This is a genomic window from Bordetella muralis (genome assembly GCF_965139205.1).
Classification (GTDB): domain Bacteria; phylum Pseudomonadota; class Gammaproteobacteria; order Burkholderiales; family Burkholderiaceae_B; genus Bordetella_A; species Bordetella_A muralis.
Map to the genome: position 1 here is coordinate 64,997 of NZ_CBCSIU010000012.1, position 20,306 is coordinate 85,302.

Annotated in this window: 14 protein-coding genes; 1 reads left to right on the forward strand and 13 read right to left on the reverse strand. The window is 45.4% G+C overall.

Translation table 11 applies throughout. From position 1 onward, the window contains the following. The first annotated feature begins 561 nt into the window (after nt 1-561). Entirely contained in the window at nt 562-1,899 is a 1,338-nt protein-coding gene (locus ACNA0I_RS17305; protein ID WP_415807245.1) for a hypothetical protein, read from the forward strand. A gap of 232 nt (nt 1,900-2,131) precedes the next feature. On the opposite strand, the gene ACNA0I_RS17310 is transcribed toward ACNA0I_RS17305, so the two are convergent. From ACNA0I_RS17310 to ACNA0I_RS17370, 13 genes are all read right to left on the reverse strand, one after another. Beyond that, nucleotides 2,132-3,028, reverse strand: a complete 897-nt coding sequence (locus ACNA0I_RS17310) for an alginate lyase family protein (protein ID WP_415807246.1) — start codon at nt 3,026-3,028, stop codon at nt 2,132-2,134. A 410-nt stretch (nt 3,029-3,438) separates the two neighbouring features. Continuing rightward, nucleotides 3,439-6,435 (reverse strand): polysaccharide pyruvyl transferase family protein, encoded by a 2,997-nt coding sequence (locus tag ACNA0I_RS17315; protein ID WP_415807247.1) that lies wholly within the window; start codon nt 6,433-6,435, stop codon nt 3,439-3,441. Nucleotides 6,436-6,856: 421 nt separating this feature from the next. Continuing rightward, nucleotides 6,857-7,945, reverse strand: a complete 1,089-nt coding sequence (locus ACNA0I_RS17320; RefSeq protein ID WP_415807248.1) for an SGNH/GDSL hydrolase family protein — start codon at nt 7,943-7,945, stop codon at nt 6,857-6,859. Nucleotides 7,946-8,060: 115 nt separating this feature from the next. Continuing rightward, nucleotides 8,061-8,327, reverse strand: a complete 267-nt coding sequence (locus ACNA0I_RS17325; protein ID WP_415807249.1) for a hypothetical protein — start codon at nt 8,325-8,327, stop codon at nt 8,061-8,063. Between the two features lie 103 nt (nt 8,328-8,430). Beyond that, the gene (locus tag ACNA0I_RS17330; RefSeq protein ID WP_415807250.1) at nt 8,431-9,339 is read right to left on the reverse strand and encodes a hypothetical protein; all 909 of its coding nucleotides are present in this window, start codon (nt 9,337-9,339) and stop codon (nt 8,431-8,433) included. A 313-nt stretch (nt 9,340-9,652) separates the two neighbouring features. Continuing rightward, nucleotides 9,653-10,456, reverse strand: coding sequence for a glycosyltransferase (locus tag ACNA0I_RS17335; protein WP_415807251.1), 804 nt, complete (start codon nt 10,454-10,456; stop codon nt 9,653-9,655). A 58-nt stretch (nt 10,457-10,514) separates the two neighbouring features. Continuing rightward, on the reverse strand, nt 10,515-13,328 hold the full coding sequence (locus tag ACNA0I_RS17340) for a glycosyltransferase family 2 protein (RefSeq protein WP_415807252.1): 2,814 nt from the start codon (nt 13,326-13,328) through the stop codon (nt 10,515-10,517). Between the two features lie 25 nt (nt 13,329-13,353). Then, the gene (locus ACNA0I_RS17345) at nt 13,354-13,926 is read right to left on the reverse strand and encodes a hypothetical protein (protein ID WP_415807253.1); all 573 of its coding nucleotides are present in this window, start codon (nt 13,924-13,926) and stop codon (nt 13,354-13,356) included. A gap of 31 nt (nt 13,927-13,957) precedes the next feature. Continuing rightward, nucleotides 13,958-15,124, reverse strand: a complete 1,167-nt coding sequence (locus ACNA0I_RS17350) for a nucleotide sugar dehydrogenase (RefSeq protein WP_415807254.1) — start codon at nt 15,122-15,124, stop codon at nt 13,958-13,960. A gap of 138 nt (nt 15,125-15,262) precedes the next feature. Beyond that, on the reverse strand, nt 15,263-17,248 hold the full coding sequence (locus ACNA0I_RS17355; RefSeq protein WP_415807255.1) for a glycosyltransferase: 1,986 nt from the start codon (nt 17,246-17,248) through the stop codon (nt 15,263-15,265). A gap of 163 nt (nt 17,249-17,411) precedes the next feature. Next, the gene (locus ACNA0I_RS17360; RefSeq protein WP_415807256.1) at nt 17,412-18,410 is read right to left on the reverse strand and encodes a polysaccharide biosynthesis/export family protein; all 999 of its coding nucleotides are present in this window, start codon (nt 18,408-18,410) and stop codon (nt 17,412-17,414) included. 106 nt (nt 18,411-18,516) lie between these two features. Beyond that, nucleotides 18,517-19,632: an ABC transporter permease gene (locus tag ACNA0I_RS17365; protein WP_415807257.1), complete on the reverse strand. Its 1,116-nt coding sequence runs from the start codon at nt 19,630-19,632 to the stop codon at nt 18,517-18,519. A 15-nt stretch (nt 19,633-19,647) separates the two neighbouring features. Continuing rightward, nucleotides 19,648-20,304, reverse strand: a complete 657-nt coding sequence (locus ACNA0I_RS17370; RefSeq protein ID WP_415807258.1) for an ABC transporter ATP-binding protein — start codon at nt 20,302-20,304, stop codon at nt 19,648-19,650. Nucleotides 20,305-20,306: the final 2 nt, after the last annotated feature.

Genomic DNA, 20,306 nt, shown 5'->3' on the forward strand with positions numbered 1-20,306 from the left:
AAAATCTGGAACAGTTAAGAGCTTGGGAGCAGGCACTGTGTATCGCTTATTGCGACGGCTGCGCAGTAGGCTGGCGGCACACACGCCGGGCCCAGTCATGTCGCGGATGACGTTCAATCAACTTGACATACATCGGTAAATCACAACGATCTCATCGAACGGCCTAACGATCGACCGAAGGCCAGTCCGATGCTACCGGCAGTCCGGATTCCGTCATTCGCCTAATTCGTTCGGATATGCCTGCAGACCCCATGAAAAGCTACAGAGAACCTTTCCTGGCCTACTCACTCGCCTGTCAACCTCCGTAAAACTCTGCAAGTCATTGGGGATGAACCGCATGCTCGATTCGACATTCGCATTGGAAACGTAACTATTCAATACAGAGTCGTAGTAATTTCTCGAGTGTTGTCAACCACTGAAGAACTCAATCCGCTGTCGCGTGCGTGCGGGGCGTGCGTCGCTGCGACGCGCCGTATGTCCTCGCACTTGTTAGACGACGCGCCCTAGTCCCAGGTGCACCTTGAACCTCCCAATCAAGCGACGAAACACAAATTTACACTCATGACTTTGGGCGAAGAAAAAGATATTATTAGGATCTATTTTTTTCTGAATGTATCAATGCTGCCCCGCTTGGTAACGCTTATCTCGGCAATATCGTCGCCCTTCTTGCGAAGGCCTCGCCCGCCACCATTCAAGCAAGAGGCCACACCGGTCGCTATTCGGGTGGCCTACGGGCAATCCAATGCGCTCGGGGCCATCCCCGGATCTGCTCCAAACCCTATTTATCGAACAAACCCTTGGCCCGAGGCATTATGGATGCCGGACACAGGGATCGGCATGGGCTTGCACCGTCGTGGCCCAGTGTCACGCCTGCAACCTGATCAAACCAAGGGATTCCGGCCATTGGTTTCTCAGCCGAGTCTGAAGCGAACGCAAAGCACTACTATCGCCGAGGGAGCAGCGTTTCAAGTATGCGCATACTGGGCTCGCGTGCACAAACGAATTCCAAAGAGCGTCGTGGTCAACCTCGCATGGGGCGGAAGCAGTATTAAGGCCCTCTCCCCGGACACTGAACTATACGAAGATGCACAAAAAGCGCTCGATCGGGTTTGTTCGTTACTAGAAGCACAAGGTTTTAAGCCATACGTCGAATACATTGATTTTGATCAAGGGGAAGCTGACAGCACACATCAATACTGGGACAGCGCCATTATCGCGCTGCGAGATCGCTTTAATGCTGATGTCATGTTGCGTACTGGGCAGCATACGGACATTCCTTGGCTCCTCGCGCAGCCATCGTCTTTCGTGGTCGATTGTCATGAGATGGTTCGAGGCCAATATGCGTTATGCAAAGCTCGACCTCGCGAGTTCATCCAGACAGGCCCAAGCTACCATCTTCCTTACCAGCCTGACTTGCTACATCGGCGCGAACACAGCCACGCAATGAAGGGGGAATTTAACGGATTATGTTTGGCGCGAGCGCTTTATCAAAAACGAGAGAAAGCAATTCTCCAGTGGGATTCCGTTGAATATGATTCGAAGGCCTACATTATTCGGATGACTCCGTCGATCAGAGTAGCACGTGATCAGACCATAAAAGACCCGGGGAATTGGGGCTTTAATGTCTACAATGGTAAGGGCGAGGAAGTGCCCATCACTGCTGTACGAATAGTCGACAAAGGCATGTGCGTGACATTAGAAATGAGCGCTGCTGTTGAGCCGGGCCCCCACCGTTCCGTAGATTATGCACTCAACTCTCACCACGTACGCAAACTTAAACGAACTCGGACGAGCGATATTCCACGCGGGCAAATACGAACACGCCATCCTTTTGGCACCAGTTATCATGACCGATTACCATTACATGCGTATATGCCGCATGCCCGAGAATATTTTTAACTCTGCAATTACCCTGATCGTTTCTATCTAATAATAGATACGCTATTAAATTAGACTAAGTCATTCAACAATAACGCTTTTCCAAATTTCACATTGCAAATTCCGGATGTAGAACATCAGAGAGCCCCATCTTATGGGGCGATCGGCATAAAGTATATTTATTGCCTCAGCTGATGAATCGCACTTCATACTCCTAGATTTGAGTAACCAACACCGTGGTGAGCACTCGCAATTACTTCGGCTTTGTATTCAGAGATAAGGCCGCAAAATTACAAACGTCTCCACCCAGCCTTAACATATCCGGGCACTTGACGCCCCTGCGTACAAGAAAATTCGTTTCCCCAGCGACCAGACGTTCATAAACATTGATCCATGAAGCCTTAGAAATTCGTTGCTGCTTTACTCCAGCTTTTTCTGCTATATAGCCAGGATCAACGGCAGTCTTTTTCAACAATTCAACTAAATTCCCAAATCTACCTTTATTTAGCTCACTAAAATTCGCATCATGAATTAAGGCTAAACCAAAAATAGCTTGTGCTGCGAACCCATGATAAATTGAAGCTCTTTGCCCCCTTCCCAACTCGAAAGACAAAGTGCCATCAGGCTCTATAGAACTCAGCGCAAAATTAAAAATCTCTAGAGATTTTTTCTGATAATCGGCATTGTGAAGTACTCGCCCCATAACACCGAGCGCATAGCCCGACCAATAGTACAAGTTATTTTTCACTTCTCTCTGATTGATATAATCTTCTATTTCGTTGCCAAGAGCACGCAACCAATCACGAACGGCCGGTGAAAGGCTCTTCTCGTCCAAGCCCAGCTTCAATACGGCGACGCCAATCGACCCTGCAGCCCAAAACCTTACTAACTTCCCCTGGTTTGAAACGTTACCACCGATCAGCGCCTGCTCTTCGGCCCATTTCTCCAGATAGCTCTTCCCGCACGCCAATTTTTCTGGAGATGGCTTTCGATAATAATCATCAGCGACATTTTGAATGTCATCTATGAATTTATTAATGGGGGCACGTACCTTTTCGTTCGCCAACTCTCTCTCAGGGTCCACGATCGATCCACGTTTATCGACGTAGACGGCACGTGTCTCAATATTCTTTACAGCTGCTGGTGCCATAGGGCAAGAGAATGCATAAGCCTGTGCCGTAGCAAGGAAAGCCCCTGCGCATACAGCAATTCTCAATCCACGATGTGTTAAAGGGCTGGAGGTTCGAAATGTACGCAGAGTCTACACCTTTCACGTTATGTCGGCTTAGTCAGCAGCCGATATTAGACACACAAAAAAATACTTCCCCTGCTTTACCATTTTCTATTTAAGCAACATAGCACATGAAAAACAACCAGGACGAGCAATTATTTGCGCCTGACTAGTCACTGCATCCTGGCTTCTAATAAGATGACGATTTTATTTGTAGCACGTCACTGATCTGCACTCAACACTTCTCAAAACGGCCGTAAGAAAAGAGCCGTAGCTCTTTTGACGCGACCGTCAACGACGTATACAAATCGCCAGCCAGCTCATGAGTTCTAAGACACCACCTTTTCACTAGATGTTGATTTATGCATGCAAAGTAAATGCTCTACAGAATATCGGACAGAACGAGGCACCAGGACTTGCGAATCGTAATGTCCCACCGCAACAAACGAGATCAGCACCTCGTCTTCGGAGATTCTCGATACTTTCCTGATGGCATCCTCACGATCTGCGTCCATTGTAGTATTGAGCGGGCAAGCACCTAAGCCAACTTGCTCAAGTCCTAACAGCAACCCCATCAAGAATAAACCACCATCAACAAAGGCCTGATTTCGCTCCTTAGCCAGAAAGAACGCGGTCAGGTCGCATGTAACTAGAAGCAATATGGGCGGTTTACTGTACCCGCCAAACCCCTTTTGTAAGTCCACCAACGCGCGAATCTGCTCAGGATCACTAAAATGATGCACACGAGGACCTTGTCGATTGCAAACCGACGGCGCTTGAGACGCAATCTGTACCGCACGTCGGATATCTGCAATTTCAACCTTTGCATCAGTAAACTCTCGGACGCTACGGCGACTATAAACAACATCTATAAATGTACGATCTTCTCCCGCATTGATGATAGGCTCTCGATTGGCAGCAGCCGGAGCGACGCCACCATAAATATTATCAGCCTCAGCGATCATCTTTTGGACAGCAGGCGAAAACTGCTGGTGAAAGTGTGACACGTCAAAGTTGATTTGCCTGTGACGTTCAAAATAGGAATACATCACAGAAATTGCCGATTTAAAGAACGGATCGTCGATGCTATTATTCATCGCCAGCCATTGGCGAGTCCCGTTAGCCAAACGTTCAATTGCTGTTTTTCCAAATCCTGCTCGAAAATTGGCGTGACTCAGCCCCTTTTCAATCGAGTGAGCAGAATACATGAGACGGCCTCGCGCTCTGCCCAACGGGTCACCATGAGCATAGGCAGCGGAATAACGGTTGCTGTCCCTTAGAGCAAGCATACGAGCTTTATCCGCGTATTCCGAACGAGGAGATAAAGATTCATTCGGCTCCGCGACTGAAACCGCCAATTGCTGTAAGGTCATAGCCTCGATTTTCGCCCCGCCACTTGGTCCAGGGAAACTAGCGGCCCCTAATACAAACTGCGAGAAACCGTCACCCGGTGGAGAGAAGTCGATAGTATCCGTATGCATCTCAGCCATCTTAGCTTTCATACGTATAGCCGCCAGTGTGTGAATCTTCCCGGTCTTAGGATTGCGAATGCAAGGCTTAACCACCGAACCAGTAGAAGATACCGACCACTTTATAGATAATCGGTAGGACGAGCCGGCTTGAAGCCGCACAGGTAACTCACACCAAACAAGGTTACGGAGCTTGGCTGCCGCTCCTTCTGCGACCGAGAGTTCGACTCCCTGCCGTAACTTGTTCACGGACCAAGCTGAAGTATTATGTACGAACTCACTTCGAACTTTGAGAATTTCATTAGTTTTGGGCAACGCCACTGCCGGGGAGACTACACGCGCCTTTCCCTTACCAGCGAGTGCATTCGCTAAAAACTCATAGGACGAGGCTCGCCACTTAGCGAGCCGTTCATTAACTGAATCCCAATCAATGGGTTGCATCATCTGACTGACGTCAACATCAGATGATTTGGTAACTAATCTACTCTCCAATCCAGCAATTTTTAGCAACGAAGTAAAGCGGGACATACCTCGGCTTGGATTTCCATATGCAATAAAAGGCTTGTTAAACAGAATGGAGAAAGCTACACCATGAAAAGAATCAGTGACAATAAAAGCTGCTTCGTTTAACGAAGCTAGCCAATGTTGGACAGACTTGTCTGCCCCTTCATTCTCCGTTTCTTCCCCGCCCGGAAACGACTGCCCTGTAGTAGCAAATGCCTGCAGATCGAGCTCTCTTGCGAGTTCCTGCACAACCGCAACTTTCCCGGGAGTCACGTCAAGAACATAAGCAACGATCTGCCCGGCATTCGATCGCTGCGGCGCTTCGCTAATTATCGGCGCATAGGCATCTCGGTCAAGCAACAACGTCGGATCCAGAACGAGCTGGGCTTCAACTCCCAAGTGTTTGGCACAAAGCTCAACAGCTCGATCCTCGCGAACTCCAACCGCGTCAAAATGCTTTACTAATAGAGAAGCATCACGGGTCTGTTCGTCACTGAATTCCCAAGTAGAAGCCCCGAAAGAAGCAGCGTAACTGATCCGCTTGATTTTACTTTCCGGCGACAGAAAGTTAAAAAAGAAGCTACCCAGGTGAGCTCTTGCATATCTCGGACGCCATATTTGATCACTACCGGCCACGATCGCATCAAGCCCAAGGCGTTCTACGTCCCGTGCTAGCAGCTCCGACGAATTAAAAGGCACAGTGATTGGGACAAGATACTTGTCTACAAACTTCGTATTCGGCTGCGCTCGCCCCAAGCCGACACTTTTTGTCAAAAGAGGTCGTGACAGATCTGGCGAGCCAAGGGAAGATTTCCCTGTAGCATCACTCGGCAAGCGCTTACTATTAATGAAAACAGGCGAATGCCCTAACCGTCTCAGCGACTCCATCATTGCATAAGCTTGCAGGTTACCGCCTATGTTGCTGTTAAGCGGTAACGTAAGAATTCCTACCCTGAGGCTCTTTGCTGAGACTATTGGGCGATTTACTCTTACGTTAACACTTAAAGCGCCAGGATGTGACCGAGAGTGATAGGCATCGATATCCGCGACCAATTGCGCAGCACGCTCGCCAATTAGTTTCACAACTTCATTCGCAGACGCACTTCTAGATAGAAGTTGCTTTCTATTCGCAGCGTCGACTAAGACAATATCGGCGTCGTGGCGGCGCTCAATCAATTCCAAAAGGAACTGCCCGTTGGCCAACGGAGATACATCAAAACCGAACTTAACATCTCGATAAATAAAATCTACAACATAAGATACTTTTCTATACACCCATTTTCTGACAACGTGCTGGTCCAATCCAGTCCTTTGCAGAAACGAACTAAGCTTTCCTGATATCTCTTTGAACATGTATTGGTACCAACCTTTCTAAATATAACGGGTAACTACCGAGAACTGACGACGTTCTTCTAATCTTATCGATGATACCGTAAACCTCTCACCACCGACTAGATACCCGGTCAGGCGTCGGCTCCATCGCCTGGAGATCAGGCCTGAGAAAAAAGTCACACAGGAGATCACATACTTTCACCGCTGTCCTCGTGATAAACCGAGAATCCTCGGATTCTACGCGCATGTCTGCATCCTAAATTTGACCCTCTCGATATTTCAAGCTCATTGCTACTATGATGGTTTCAACTCATGCTTGAGTCAAACCGTATACCGAGGCGATAGCGTAAAACTCTGTAAATCCATCGTACCGGCTTGCCATCGCTTGTAAGCTATATCACGGACAAGTCGGTATGCCACAGCTGTTATGAAACGATATGCATTACGCATTCTGGGAAAGAATACTAACCAAATAGAAGGCAGCATTATCAATTGGCACTGGGTCAGGCGCCGCGAATGCATATTGACCTACGTATTTGTGAGTTAAATTGGCGCGGACATCTTCGGCAATAGCAGTAAATCGAATTTTCCTACGCCCAACACAACTCCCCCAACGCTTCCACGCCAACGGTAAGTTCTTCAGTGTAAATCGGGAGTGGTCTGCCTGCACCCATTTATGACGACAATCAATAAAAAACGGAGTTTCTCCTTCCTCTTCTACAAGAACAGATAAACAATCAAAAGTAGAAATAAAACTAAAACTAACAACTGAGCCAGGAACATCTAGCTCTACAGAATTACCGGCACCTATAACAAGCGCAGAAACTTCGAGCTTACTATTCTTAAATAATCTATGCGCGGCCCCAAACTGGCGAGCCGGAATAACGACACTGTGTTCAAAACTGTTGGTTGCCTGATCGCTTTCCAACGAGGAAAATTCAATTTTCCCTTTTTGCAAGCCGGCAACGTAGTGATTAAGCAATAAACTACCAATCAATGACGCGGCGACCGGCAAACTATAATGCGCGCCATCTTTATACATAGATGCATAAAGATCTTTTCTATTTTCGGAAATCTCCCACAATATCTTGGTTGCATCGAGAACTTCTACGTTAGCATATTTGGAATATTTCTTTGAAAGGCCGTGTATTTCCTTCGCCAGTCTTTTTTGTCGAAAAAATGTTTTGGGGTCACGGCGGCCTAGAATCAGACTGATAATCCGCACTTCAGGCGAGCAATTTTTTATCAAGAAGCGGATTATCCCTTCATATGCTTGTCTCCAAGTGTCAATTGTGCTGCTAGGGGCAAGCTTATGATCATTGACCACATACTCTACGACAATACAATCATACCCAGAAAGACTATTTTCGTTTTTTAGCAACTCAAGTCCGTGCACACAACTATTTGCCCCTATTGCAATATTCTTTATATTTATTTCTTCATTTTGAAATGTCTTATATAGCTTCTCAAACTGATAAACATAACCCCGCTGCATTAGGGTATTAGAGCCACCAACAAAAAGGAAATTCATAATCTGGGATTACCTTCGAACGTTGATTAAATACGACCACGATCCCCTGACGGCATCAAAATAAATCTAATTGGATATATAGAATGAATAAACCTACCGGGTCAACGCACGAAAATTACTGATCACTATTATCTAGGTTCTTTTTCTCGACGGGAGGCTGTTCCAGTCTGTTCAAAATATTTCTGTACAGTCCTACGGCGTACGCGCCATCTAAACGCGCTCGCTCGGCTACGAGTTTATTAGCATGCTTGATATTTTCAAGAATCAACTCGTCTGAAAAACCAGCCCTAACATTTCCCGCCAGAGTAGTTTTTACAAGCTCGAGTGCTAACTGCTGATTGGACAGCGGTGCGGCAGCAGCTTTGGAAACACGAGTTGCCATGACTTTACTCTCTCAAATTGGTTGTTTAAAAAAGAACTACGCAAATATGCCACTCATCTCACTTGCAAGCGAGATTAAGCCACGGTGTCTGGGAAGGCCGACCCTAACCCGTTGTTTCACCAGGAAATGTCTGCAAGGGAGCAGCACTAATATTTATCGCGTGACGAATCAAACTCGGAAATACCTCCGGCGATTCCCCTTTTCCATGCCCACCTTCATTTTCAAAAAAAATCGTCTTTATGTTCTTATTAGAATAAGATGATTCTTTCTCTAATCCTACCTGGGCAGCAAAAGGGAGAAAATGATCATTAATATGATGAGTATCTATTAAGTTCTGAGCGTAGATTATTTTTCGTGCCTTGAGTTTTTCAATATCAGGAAACACGCTAAGCCGATTTCGATACTGCTCAATCGCTCGCTCCCGAGTCAATCCATTAAAGCAAGTACGGAGAAATCTCTCCACGCCCGGGTTGTCGTACTTCGTAATCTCAGTCTGAGGGTTGATCACGACGGAAGTTACCTCCGGAATTAATGCCGCCAATTTCAATGCGGCAAACCCTCCCCCTGACGAAGCATAAATTATTACGTCACTCAACGGAATATCAATTTTCTTTGCAACCCGCAGAATCAATTCGGCCACGGACGGAAGAATATAATTCGCTTCTGTACCCACATACCATGCTAATCCTAAGTTCGCCTCCAAATTCAAACTAGGATCAGCGATGTAAAGGCTATGCCCGGGAAAATACTTTGCCCATGACCATCGTTGAAAAACTGGCGGAGAAAGTAGTTTTCGATCAACGTAACCACTTAAGAGCACAAAAAGTCGTCGTGTACTTGATGGCCGATAAATGAAATCATATTGGAAATTATCTTCAGCATACGTGTACAGACCCTTATTCAAGTCGTTCGGAAGGCTTGAAGATTGCAGATGAATGCGCTCCAATTGCTGCAACGATGCCGCGCCCGACTTCCCCGGTGCTTTAGATGGAATTTGTATTGTCTCGCTCATAACTTACTTGGCCTGTAACATAGGTAGTACATATAAATCAAAATCAACTAGTAACGAATCCTAGCACAATCATCTGCTCTACTTATGAGCCTTGTAGGGATGCTATTTAGAAATCTTCAATCCAGACTGAGCGGACCTTCGTATCCGCTAGAAATATCAAGCAGAGATCGTCTAATAATCACATCAAGGCCGCGAAGGAGATACGGTCCGTGCCATATGCCGCCAATTAACGCAGATAATTTGTAAAGAGCCAGTTCAACCTACTTTTGCCTATGCAATTCGGGGCGACCAATTTGATCTAAATATAGTGTGCTTATAAAATAATATTAAATTTATCCACAATATCACTCGCCTCCATCTCCTTCATTTTTAAATAAACACTAGCGCCTCTCTCTATCTGCGTATCTGCATGCTCATGGATCGTGCGAAGGAAACTGTGGCTTTTGGAATCCAAAATAGTCGGCACTTTCTGGTCGACTTTCAGATGATTGCCAATACCATATACAGATTTGAACCTCACAGGCCCATTCTTCGATTTATAGTTCACAAAAGCCATACCCATTGCAGCTTTGGGAGCATAGTAATCACGGAAAGACGTAAATTTTCCGTTCGTCATTAGTCCTGCCACGCCTTTCCCGAAAGAAATACAAAATCCATTAAACTGCGGCCTTATGTACCTCAATAAATTCTCAAAATAATCAAATGCCAACGCATCATCATCATCCAAACGAACAGTTGCGTAGGTCAACTCGCCTTTTTTTTCCGCTATCGCGGCTTTCACCGGACGCCCTAAAAGGGTGTTCTCTACAGGCAACGGCACAACCTTGATCCAGTCGTAGCCGGAGACTAAGCTCGTTAACGCATCTTTATGCTGAACGGGCATCTCTTCCGAAATTAAAAGAAATACTGTTAGCCATTCTGCCGAAGGCGTTTTTGACTGATGAACTAACGACGGCAAAGTTATCTTTTCGAATAGATCTTGCCTTGCATTTAGCCGCTCTGAAGCAAACAGTTTTTCTCTATACTCCTCGAAACCGGTTCTACCCACCACCCAGGTATCGCCGATATTTTTTGAGAGGACCGAGTACCGAATCATTACATAGATATGTTGTGACATGTCGTAGAAAAATATCAAATATAATTAAAATTGAGCACTTTAGGATCGATATATTTTCTTAAAGGGCGCGGAATCGACCCATGAAGCTCTTTACGTCACAATTCTTACTAACGAATTTTTTTGATTTTTTGCTAGCTTCAGAATATTTTTCTGTATCCATCCAATATTCAGTGCAAATAGACGAGACCCGTTCCGGCGCGGAATAGATTGCCGCGTCCTTAAATATTTTCTCTAACTTTGGGTATGTAATTACAGGAATACCGTTGCTCATAGCTTGCAACATTATGGGGTCACATGCGCCGTCGTAATTACGGTCTGGGTAATAAAGATAAAAATCAAGTTGACGTATGAAATCCTCGACGCTCGTGTCGTCGGTGAGCTCAAATCTCCAATTTTCGGGATTTCTGCCAAAATGACTGCATACTATGTCAGGATTACCAACGAAATGGATTTTCATCGCACTATCAGCGCAATATGCTCGCTTCACATCTCTAAAGCTCATAGGCCACGTCTCGCCTATCGTAACTTCATCATAATAGCGCCCCAGAGTTGGAGTCTCTTTCTTAGACTTCCGCCAATTCGATTTTTCCGAAAATTTGAATAATGGCCACCAAATATCGTTAGCAACACGCAGACTGGGCTCTATACTTTTAAGTTTCGATTGAACAGCCATAGAAATAGGCTGCCATTGACCCTCAGTACCTAGAAACTCTTGCAAATGGGACTTTATAGCGTCAGAAACCGTGTCTGTGCGCGACGCATTTCGAGCATCTTTAAACACAGTCTCAGTAGCTATGATAGTCGCTTGCTTTGCTTTTACCTGCGGAAATTGATCAAGTCTATATTCAAAAATTTCAGGGTGAGGCACGAGAGCAGAGCGCACATGAACGACGTCACCATTAGTGATAATTTCTATATCGAATTGCTGACATGCCTCATAGACACGGGGGTCAATTGGCATATGTACGTATCCGTCGTATCGAGGCCAGTGACATAGCGCCGTGCTCCAACCTGCTTGGTGCGCTGCGCTAATGTACAACAAGAGATCCGGGACCCAACTCTCTACACTCAAATCACTCACTATCAGAAAATCAAATGTACTCTCTTGATTTGAGCGGGATCGAAGAATCGTTGGCACAGGAAACGGACGGCGAGCGGATTTGGCCTTTATTGTCGGACTCTGTTTGAAATAATCAGAGCCATGCCAATATTGATATGCGTCCCGATAGAGCCAACGCAGCCCAAAATCCAAGCTCCTCAAATGCGTTATTTTCGTTTGAGTTAACGAGTCGTCTCTCATTAAGGACAGGGATAACAGATAGCCTTGAGATATTTTGACTATTGACTCTTTTCCATACCTACGGGCTATTCGCGCCCGAAACTCTGCATCGCCACTAACACGCACCTCATCCCATCCGCCGATTTCATCCAGAACTTCGCGTCTGAACATTAAGGAGGAGAAGTTCAAGTCAAAAAAACTACCAGTCGGACGCCACGCACCGAGCGGTCTAAGATATTGATCAAATCTAACCCAATGCGACACTACAGCAATTGGGTTATCTGCCGCTTTAAATCCGTTCATCTGGATTTCTAATTTCTGCGGATGCGACCAGTCGTCACTATCGTGCACCATGATGAAATCACCGGTCGCATGTTTCAACCCAAGATTACGGGCGGGATATGCTCCGCCGTTCATTTCCATACGGATCAACTTTACTCGACTATCTTTCCGAGCGAGCTCTTTGACTATCTCGCCGGTGGCATCAGGACTGCAATCATCGACTACAATAATTTCCAAATTTGACCAAGTCTGCTTTAGTAAGCTCTCAATTGGAATATGTATTGTCTCTTCCGCTCCATATGCAGGGATAATCACCGATATTTTTTCTGGTGTTTCAGACGATGGCAGAGGAGCGATGTCCACCGCCGTAAAATTGAAAAAACTGAGTGGCGCAGTTTCATCCCTTTTTCTTAATACGGCCAACCCTCGTTCTTCAAAAAGTCGATTAATCCACGGCAACGGCGCATCTCTGTCCGGCATAGAATGCTCGTCTATGACGTTTTTTTCCCCAGCAACGGCAGCCCAAGCCAAATTTAGATTCGAACTTCCTGACATACGTGACGTAATATTCACTAGCGACTTTCTAGCTCGCTTCAACTGCCCCATCTTAGTCAGGCATTGACTCTCCACTACTGCCAATTTCATTAGCGGAACAGTCAATTTTCGATAGTTTTTGATGCAGTAGTATTTAGAGAGCAGCACATTCTTTAGCGCCTCTTCGTATTTTCCCTCAACAAAATACCATCTGGCCAAATGCCAGCCAATATTTATCTTTTCAACAACACTGGTGGAGGAAGAAAATTTCATCCGTTCCAACGCTGAGATGGCATACGACGAGTATCCTCCCCATAGCTTAACTTCAAGATCCATCACTGAAAAAGGAGTCAGCACTTGATCTTTAGAAATCAAGGTCGCACGAGGCAGATGCCAATCTGGTAATTTAATTAGATTTTCATTTTCATCAGATTTCGCCAACCCCTCGAGCAATGAGGAGTCAAAAGCCGATGACAAAGATTTCTTGCTTAATTCTGAAAAACGTCTACCAGCATTCTTACTTTCCCGTCCTTCCTGTTCCCCCCAAACCAGATAATGATAGAGAGGATTAATTCCGGCGCTCAACACATCTGGGTTCTCGGCCAAATATGCGCTAGTCGAAAATTTTGGGCCGGGATCCCTATATAGTAAAGCGCCCAATTGCACGTAGTGAACGGCTGGATCTATGTTCATAGCCGCTACATCAGGATATTCTGACAGATACCATTTCTGGTCCAGAAGATCAGAATTCCTAATAGTCGATATCACTTTATCCATTGATCACTTCTCTTTTGCGCAATTGTTAGCCATTCTTCTTAATGTAATGTATTAACGGATTTTCACCTGACTCAGCCAGACCAGAATTTCTTCTCAAATACTCTGAGGTATTAAATTTTGGCCCCGGATTCCGCCCCTCCTTAGCCCCAAATTTTAGATAATGCCAGACTGGGTCAATACCGCTCTCTCGGACATCAGGATATTTTTCCAGATACCAGTCTTTATCAAAAAGGGGACTCTGCTTTAGTAGAGCAAGATCGTTTTTGTGGCTCGACGATACTCGGCGAGGAAAATAAGAGGAAATTCCCCATAATTTCCGTTTCTGAGCTTTATGGAGCTTTGGTTCTACCACCTGAGTTGACGATTCGATTTTTTTTCTGAGATCAAATACTATTTTGCTGAGAATAACAATCTCTTGCAATCTAGTATCCGCCAACGTCTGAGCATTAACCAACTGTTCAGACAAGTCCTTAATATGCTCAACCGCACTCTTATCTTTAGGGCTCATTTCAGGACGGCTTGGTTTTGCAAGCAGGCCTGGTCCTTTGGCTAGCCCCTTCCCCGCTGCGCGTTTATGGGGTTTCGGCAAGTCTTTCATAGTTGTATTCTGCTACCTATCGTCAGATAAATTAATCACTACCGAAAATATCTCTCGTGTAAACCTTGGCAGCAACATCATTGAGTGCATTTGACATGCGATTAGTAATAATCACATCTGACATTTCCTTGAACTCGTCGAAACTTTTTATAACCCGTGAGTGGAAAAATTCGTCCCCATCAAAAGTAGGCTCGTAAATTACGATTTCAATGCCTTTAGCCTTGATTCTCTTCATCACGCCCTGAATACTAGAGGAACGAAAATTATCAGACCCACTTTTCATGATAAGTCGATGAATGCCAACAATACGGGGGTTTCGATTCAACACGTCGTCCGCTATAAAATCCTTTCGTGTGGTATTAGACGCAACAATTGCCTGAATCAGGTTCTGCGGCACAACTTGGTAATTTGCTAGAAGCTGCTTAGTATCTTTGGGAAGACAATATCCGCCATAACCAAACGAAGGATTATTGTATCCCGGCGCTACGCGGGGATCTAAACATACACCATCAATAATTTGTCTCGTACTTAAATTATGAATTGCGGCATAGGTATCTAGCTCATTGAAAAATGATACTCGCATAGCCAAATAGGTGTTGGCAAATAGTTTTATCGCCTCCGCCTCTGTGGATCCGGTATAAAGCACTGGAATGTTTTCATCGAGAGCTGCTTCGCAAAGCATTCGCGCAAAAATTTCGGCTCGCTCCGATTTTTCACCGATTATGATCCTCGAGGGGTGTAAATTATCGTATAACGCTTTACCTTCTCTCAAAAACTCAGGGGAAAAAATTATTTTGTCGCAGCCGAATTCTTCGCTGATGCGTGTTGTGTAGCCAACAGGAATAGTTGACTTTATAACCATGACTGCGTTTGGATTAATGGCGATAACATCCCGAATAACTGCTTCGATAGACTTGGTATTAAAGTAGTTGGTGTCTGGATCGTAGTCGGTTGGGGTCGCAATAACTACATAGTCAGCTCCCAAATAAGCTTCCGTCTTATCGAGGGTCGCTTTAAAATTCAATGGCTTATTTTTTAAATAAAACTCAATTTCAGAATCAACGATTGGAGATTCTCTACGTTCGAGCATTTGAACTTTTTCGGGAATGATATCTAATGCCACAACCTCGTGATTCTGAGCAAGCAGTATTCCATTGGATAGCCCAACATAACCAGTACCCGCAATAGCAATCTTCATAAATATTCCTTAATATTGGCCCGAAACGCCAATGAACAACATATTCCTGGAAACTAATGACACATAGAACGTATCAAGTTCGTACGGACTAATCAATAAAACAGTCGGAGTGTCAGCTGTTCAGTAGATAGCACCGCACTAGCTACAATCCCATGGCCGAGAGCGGATTTTCAACTCATCTTTGAGCTGATCAGGCCATATATTATTCACTAGCATAGTGCGATACTCATTCTCTATATCTTCAGAATTCTTACTTAATGTATTCGTAGATATTTGTACTGCATGATGCACTTTTGCATCAGGTATATAGACAATTCGCTTGTTATGCACCTGCCTAACAAGATCACACATTATGCGGTCCGATCGATAATGGCGACCATTCTCATAATCAAGGCCTCCGCAAATATCCCATATAGATCTCTTTATATAGGCACAAAAGAAAGGTGCAAAATTTAGCTCAACCCTAACCCCATCGTGAAAGAGCCCCACCGACTCAATATTTCTATGATGGGATGAAAGGCTTACATCACACGCCACACTTGACGTAGCATATGGAACATGCAAGTTTATATTGTCCGTACCACCTGGCACGATTTGCCGTGGTATCGTTATCGCAATATCTGGGCTCTCATAAGCAGCTTGTTGCAATATTTCCAAACTATCGCCTTCGCACCAAGCATCGTTATTCAAAATAACCACATCTGCATCAGCAGACGCACGATCAACACCTTGGTTTACCGCATACGAAAAGCCGTAGTTCGTACGATTCAAAACTATTTTTATCTTATTCCCAGCTATCCCTCTCAAATACTCTCTAACATCTTCCGTTGAATTGTTATCAACAATAACTACTTCAAAGCCCGGATTCGCTAGATAGGGAGCCAACGACCTCACACACTTTTGAAGGTGATCGAGAGCCCGATAGCTGGGAATAATTACACATACCTTTTTTGACAACTGAATTTCAGAAGATACTTTTTTTTGTTTTTCCCGAGCCAGCAATATGCGATTAGTGGGATAGCCCACAGGCACTGTTTTTGTTATAGTATTTTCTGCAGCATGCAAATAGTACTTGGACAACAGAACTGGAATAGAACATATTTTAGAAACGTCGCTTATTTTTAAGATAAAGTCCCAGTCAACCAAACGTTGCAAATTTTCGTCAAAACGGATTTTTTTCTCAATTACAGAACGACGATGAACAAAACAGTTTAGATCGATATAATTATGCTGCTCTAATAACGAAACATTCATGGGCCCAAAGCGGATTGCAGAGAGCTTACTCAGATCTGCTTCGGCGTATACATATTGTCCGCTGTAAACAGCATCCGCGAGCGGTAATCTGTTAAGCGCACTAACGGATGCACCCAAATAATCTTCCAACCACAGATTATCCGAATCTAAATATGCAATTACATCGCCCGTCGAATTGTCCAAGCCCGCGTTGCGGGCAGCACAAACGCCTATGTGCTCGTTGAATTTCAGCACACAAACTCGCGGGTCACTTTCAGCAATTTTCTCCGCCAGCGCACAAGAGCCATCATCGCTAGCATCATCAATAACAATCAGTTCAAAATTGCTGTATCGCTGCAGGAGTACTGACTGAATAGCGGCTGGCAAGGTCTGGCGACGGTTTCGTACCGGCATAATGACAGACACCTTGAGGGGCTGCTCTCCATTCAGTTGGCCAACGAGATGTCGTGCAAGGCCCTCCATTACAGCAAAACAGCGCCTATCCTCTTCTCTGAAAGGGGCAGAGACCACGGGATTCAATAGCATGACCTTGAGAAAGTCCGCCAAATTTGAATAACCTCTCTTCCCCTGTATACTTTTTCGTGCAAATACTTCCCGTCGCTCAAGATAATCTAACAGTGGGTTATCGTTCTCGACCCCATCTCCCATAAGCTCACAATAGCTATCGACATCAAACCAAGGCCCGGGTTTCCTTCCCTCGAGTGCACCGTGACGCACATAGTGCAACACCGGATCAAACCCAGCTTTCAGAACATCGGGATATTGGTCAAGATACCAAGCAGAATCAAAAAGGTCGCTATTCCTGATCAAACTGCACGCGACTGATTCTGCGCTTGGCGGGCTCTGATTACGGCGTCGAAAAATCATCATTGACTCAATAATATGGATACCACCAATAGCTAGATGGGATCGTATCGTGCTGCTGTCCTATATTCTTGCCTCTACAGCGTTGGCGAGGATGTCGTAACCCAAACAAAGCCAAGTGACATATTTCAGATGACATTTATTTAAAGTCAGCTGATCCGAAGTGCGGTTAAAACCCATTCTGCAATGTTCTGCCAGCTGCTATAGCCTGAACGATCGGCGTAATTATTTTTTGCCATTCATAGACTGCAGCATTCGTCACATACACGGCGTCTTCAGGCTGTACCAAAAACTGTTTTGCCAAAAATATTGCTGCCGGATCACGCATATTGAGGGAAAACACCTCGGGGGTGGCTTCGGCCGCACCGGGCATTCGTGACAACCGGAACACGAAAACCCCATGAGGATCAGCCTTGGCTTCATCCAACCATCCTGCTTGTCCAAGCACCTCTAATAAGCTAGATTGATCTGAGGGGAGATCATGCAAACCAGGTTGGCCGACCGCACCCATGGCAACGAAACGCTTCTTCGATCTGGACACCACAATTTCCGAACGTGGTGAAACAGGCCTATTCAGTCCATTCAGCAAACTTTGGTAGGAATACACTTGCGCATCTTTACCATTGCGTACGGTCACATCAACAAGATGCGGTTCTAGTACCGGACCGCCCGCCAAATTAATAGCGTCCAATAACGTCAGCGGGCCCTGAAGAGCAGAAAATCTACCAGGCTGCTTCACAGCGCCGGCAACCAAAACTGAGCCCGAAACATCCCCGAGTAGACTGACCATTACCTGTGGATCAGTCGCCACATTACGCAAACGGCCCCGGATTTCGCTCACCACTCCCTCCGGCGTTTTGCCGGCTACCGAAAAACGTCCGGCATATGGCAGCGAGATTTTCCCGGCAGAATCAACACGAGCTTCGAACTTTGTCCCGCCTGTCGCCAACGGTGCAAACATGGCATTCTGCTCACCAATATCAGCGATGATGACCTGCAGCACGTCACCTGGCACCAACCGGATCTCAAAGGCTTTTGTCGGAGACACTGTCGTTGCAACTGGCTCATTAATAGGTCGGGCATAAGCAGCGATTGTCTCAGGCCCAAGCTCTATTAATTCATATGGCACTGTCCGGTCTTCCACATCAGTCGACACGATAGTCGTCATGCGTGGTCCTGCACCCGATAAAATCCCTCCAGCACAACCGGACAGTAGTACTAACATACCCAGCGCCCCAAAAATTCGAGAGGGGCATCTCGAAGAAAAGATATGGCTAGTCACGATGATCCTCAATACTGGCGATTACAAATCGGGTAATTCCATAAATGAATAGCAAGACAATAAAAAAAGTAAATAGATTATAAATTTTCCGAGGATAAGACGAGTCTTCCGGCATATTCGGTTGAACCACCGTCACCAAGCTATGTATATTTTTATTCGCTTCAATCTTGGCATTTTGCAATGCTGAAACGCTAAGCTTATAGGCCTCTTCCGCAACTTCCGCATCGACAGTTAATTTTCTAAAATCAGCTGCGACCACGTTCAGATGACCGTCCACCGATGAGGACACAAGGGCTTTTTTCTCAAAGGCCAATTGTTTCTCTATTGCGTTCACGCGATTCTTCTGTTGGCGAACCTGCGGAGAATTTGAATTGAGCGTTGCCAGCAACCCGTTCAAATTAGCCTGCTCCGTCGCCAACGTCGCTTCCAGCGTAGCAATTATCCCTGCTTGGGATTTGGCTGCCGCTTCTGCATCCAATATGCTGTTCTTGCTTTGAAAATCAATTAATGCAGCTCGCTTACTCTCATAGTCAGTACGTGCCTTAATTAATTCATTTTCTGCAAAACGTACTTGATCCGTTGCTAGCTGACGCGATAAATCATTAATGAATTTTTGACTTTGCCCTAACATTTCCATCAAGGTTAAATGCGCAAACTCCGGCGTTAGTCCCTGAACTTCGATTGTCAATAGGCCGGTCAACTCATCAACATGAACCGTTGTCAGGCGTTGGTAGTACTTTAGCAAGTCTTCGCGTGATACTTTCTGAGAGATCCAATAGAACGGATCAGATAACTGCTCAGCGAAATGTTCATGCCATTTGAGCTTTTCTTCCAGCACTTTCAGCAGATCTGGCGAAGTCAAATAAGAGAGCAAAAAAATGGTTTCTTGTTTCGAAACCTGTTTAGCAGTAGAAGCTAATATTGCAGCTCCAGCAGTCTGTTGAGTCAAGCTGGACGCCCCACCAGTTGAATCGACCACTACCACCTGCGCGGTACTAGCATAACGATTAACCGCAAAAAAAACATAATAAATTATTGCAATGGCCATTGGCACCACAATAATAAATAGCTGGAGAAGCTTATTTCGTCGTTTGTTATTTCGATCCATTATCTATTCCATGCATCATTTTGTTCGATATGCTTCGATACCCTTCGCAACGTCGTCATAAAGCTTTAACTCCCCGTTATCCACCAGAAGCACAATATCACAGAGGCGTTCCACTTCCTTCATATTGTGCGTAGTGAGAAAAATTTTTGATTTCCCCAGTTTTTCACGAAATACTTCTTCGCACTTTTTCCGGAAAGAGTTATCCCCGGCAGCCATGACTTCGTCAATCAAGTAGTAATCAAACTCGAAGGCCATGCTTAGGCCAAATGCGATACGGGAACGCATCCCGGAGGAATACGTGCGGATGGGCTCATCAAACCAAGCCCCTATTTCTGCAAACTCTTCAACATAACGCACTCTGCGCGTCATTTCCTCGCCAACAAAACCATAAATGCGGCAGACAAACTTTACGTTATCTCGCGCACTTAAGCTTCCTTGAAAGCCGCCCGACTGTCCTACCGGCCATGAAATACTCTTGTCAGTTCGAATTACACCGGAATCAGGAGTGTCCACCCCAGCCAACAATCGCATTAGCGTCGACTTTCCTGCACCGTTCTTACCGATTAGACCTATATTTTTGTCTGGCGGCACTACCATGGATAGGTTTCGGAAAATAAATTTCCTCCCACTACCAGTGAGATACGATTTCGTAATGTTATCTAAAGTAAACATCG

Bases quoted from the DNA above. Each gene is read 5' to 3' on its own strand.
- ACNA0I_RS17315 (WP_415807247.1), bottom strand. From the start codon at position 6,435: ATGTTCAAAGAGATATCAGGAAAGCTTAGTTCGTTTCTGCAAAGGACT.
- ACNA0I_RS17335 (WP_415807251.1), bottom strand. From the start codon at position 10,456: ATGTCACAACATATCTATGTAATGATTCGGTACTCGGTCCTCTCAAAA.
- ACNA0I_RS17360 (WP_415807256.1), bottom strand. From the start codon at position 18,410: ATGACGACTATCGTGTCGACTGATGTGGAAGACCGGACAGTGCCATAT.
- ACNA0I_RS17345 (WP_415807253.1), bottom strand. From the start codon at position 13,926: ATGAAAGACTTGCCGAAACCCCATAAACGCGCAGCGGGGAAGGGGCTA.
- ACNA0I_RS17320 (WP_415807248.1), bottom strand. From the start codon at position 7,945: ATGAATTTCCTTTTTGTTGGTGGCTCTAATACCCTAATGCAGCGGGGT.
- ACNA0I_RS17350 (WP_415807254.1), bottom strand. From the start codon at position 15,124: ATGAAGATTGCTATTGCGGGTACTGGTTATGTTGGGCTATCCAATGGA.
- ACNA0I_RS17370 (WP_415807258.1), bottom strand. From the start codon at position 20,304: ATGTTTACTTTAGATAACATTACGAAATCGTATCTCACTGGTAGTGGG.
- ACNA0I_RS17305 (WP_415807245.1), top strand. From the start codon at position 562: ATGACTTTGGGCGAAGAAAAAGATATTATTAGGATCTATTTTTTTCTG.
- ACNA0I_RS17310 (WP_415807246.1), bottom strand. From the start codon at position 3,028: ATGGCACCAGCAGCTGTAAAGAATATTGAGACACGTGCCGTCTACGTC.
- ACNA0I_RS17340 (WP_415807252.1), bottom strand. From the start codon at position 13,328: ATGGATAAAGTGATATCGACTATTAGGAATTCTGATCTTCTGGACCAG.
- ACNA0I_RS17330 (WP_415807250.1), bottom strand. From the start codon at position 9,339: ATGAGCGAGACAATACAAATTCCATCTAAAGCACCGGGGAAGTCGGGC.
- ACNA0I_RS17325 (WP_415807249.1), bottom strand. From the start codon at position 8,327: ATGGCAACTCGTGTTTCCAAAGCTGCTGCCGCACCGCTGTCCAATCAG.
- ACNA0I_RS17365 (WP_415807257.1), bottom strand. From the start codon at position 19,632: ATGGATCGAAATAACAAACGACGAAATAAGCTTCTCCAGCTATTTATT.
- ACNA0I_RS17355 (WP_415807255.1), bottom strand. From the start codon at position 17,248: ATGATGATTTTTCGACGCCGTAATCAGAGCCCGCCAAGCGCAGAATCA.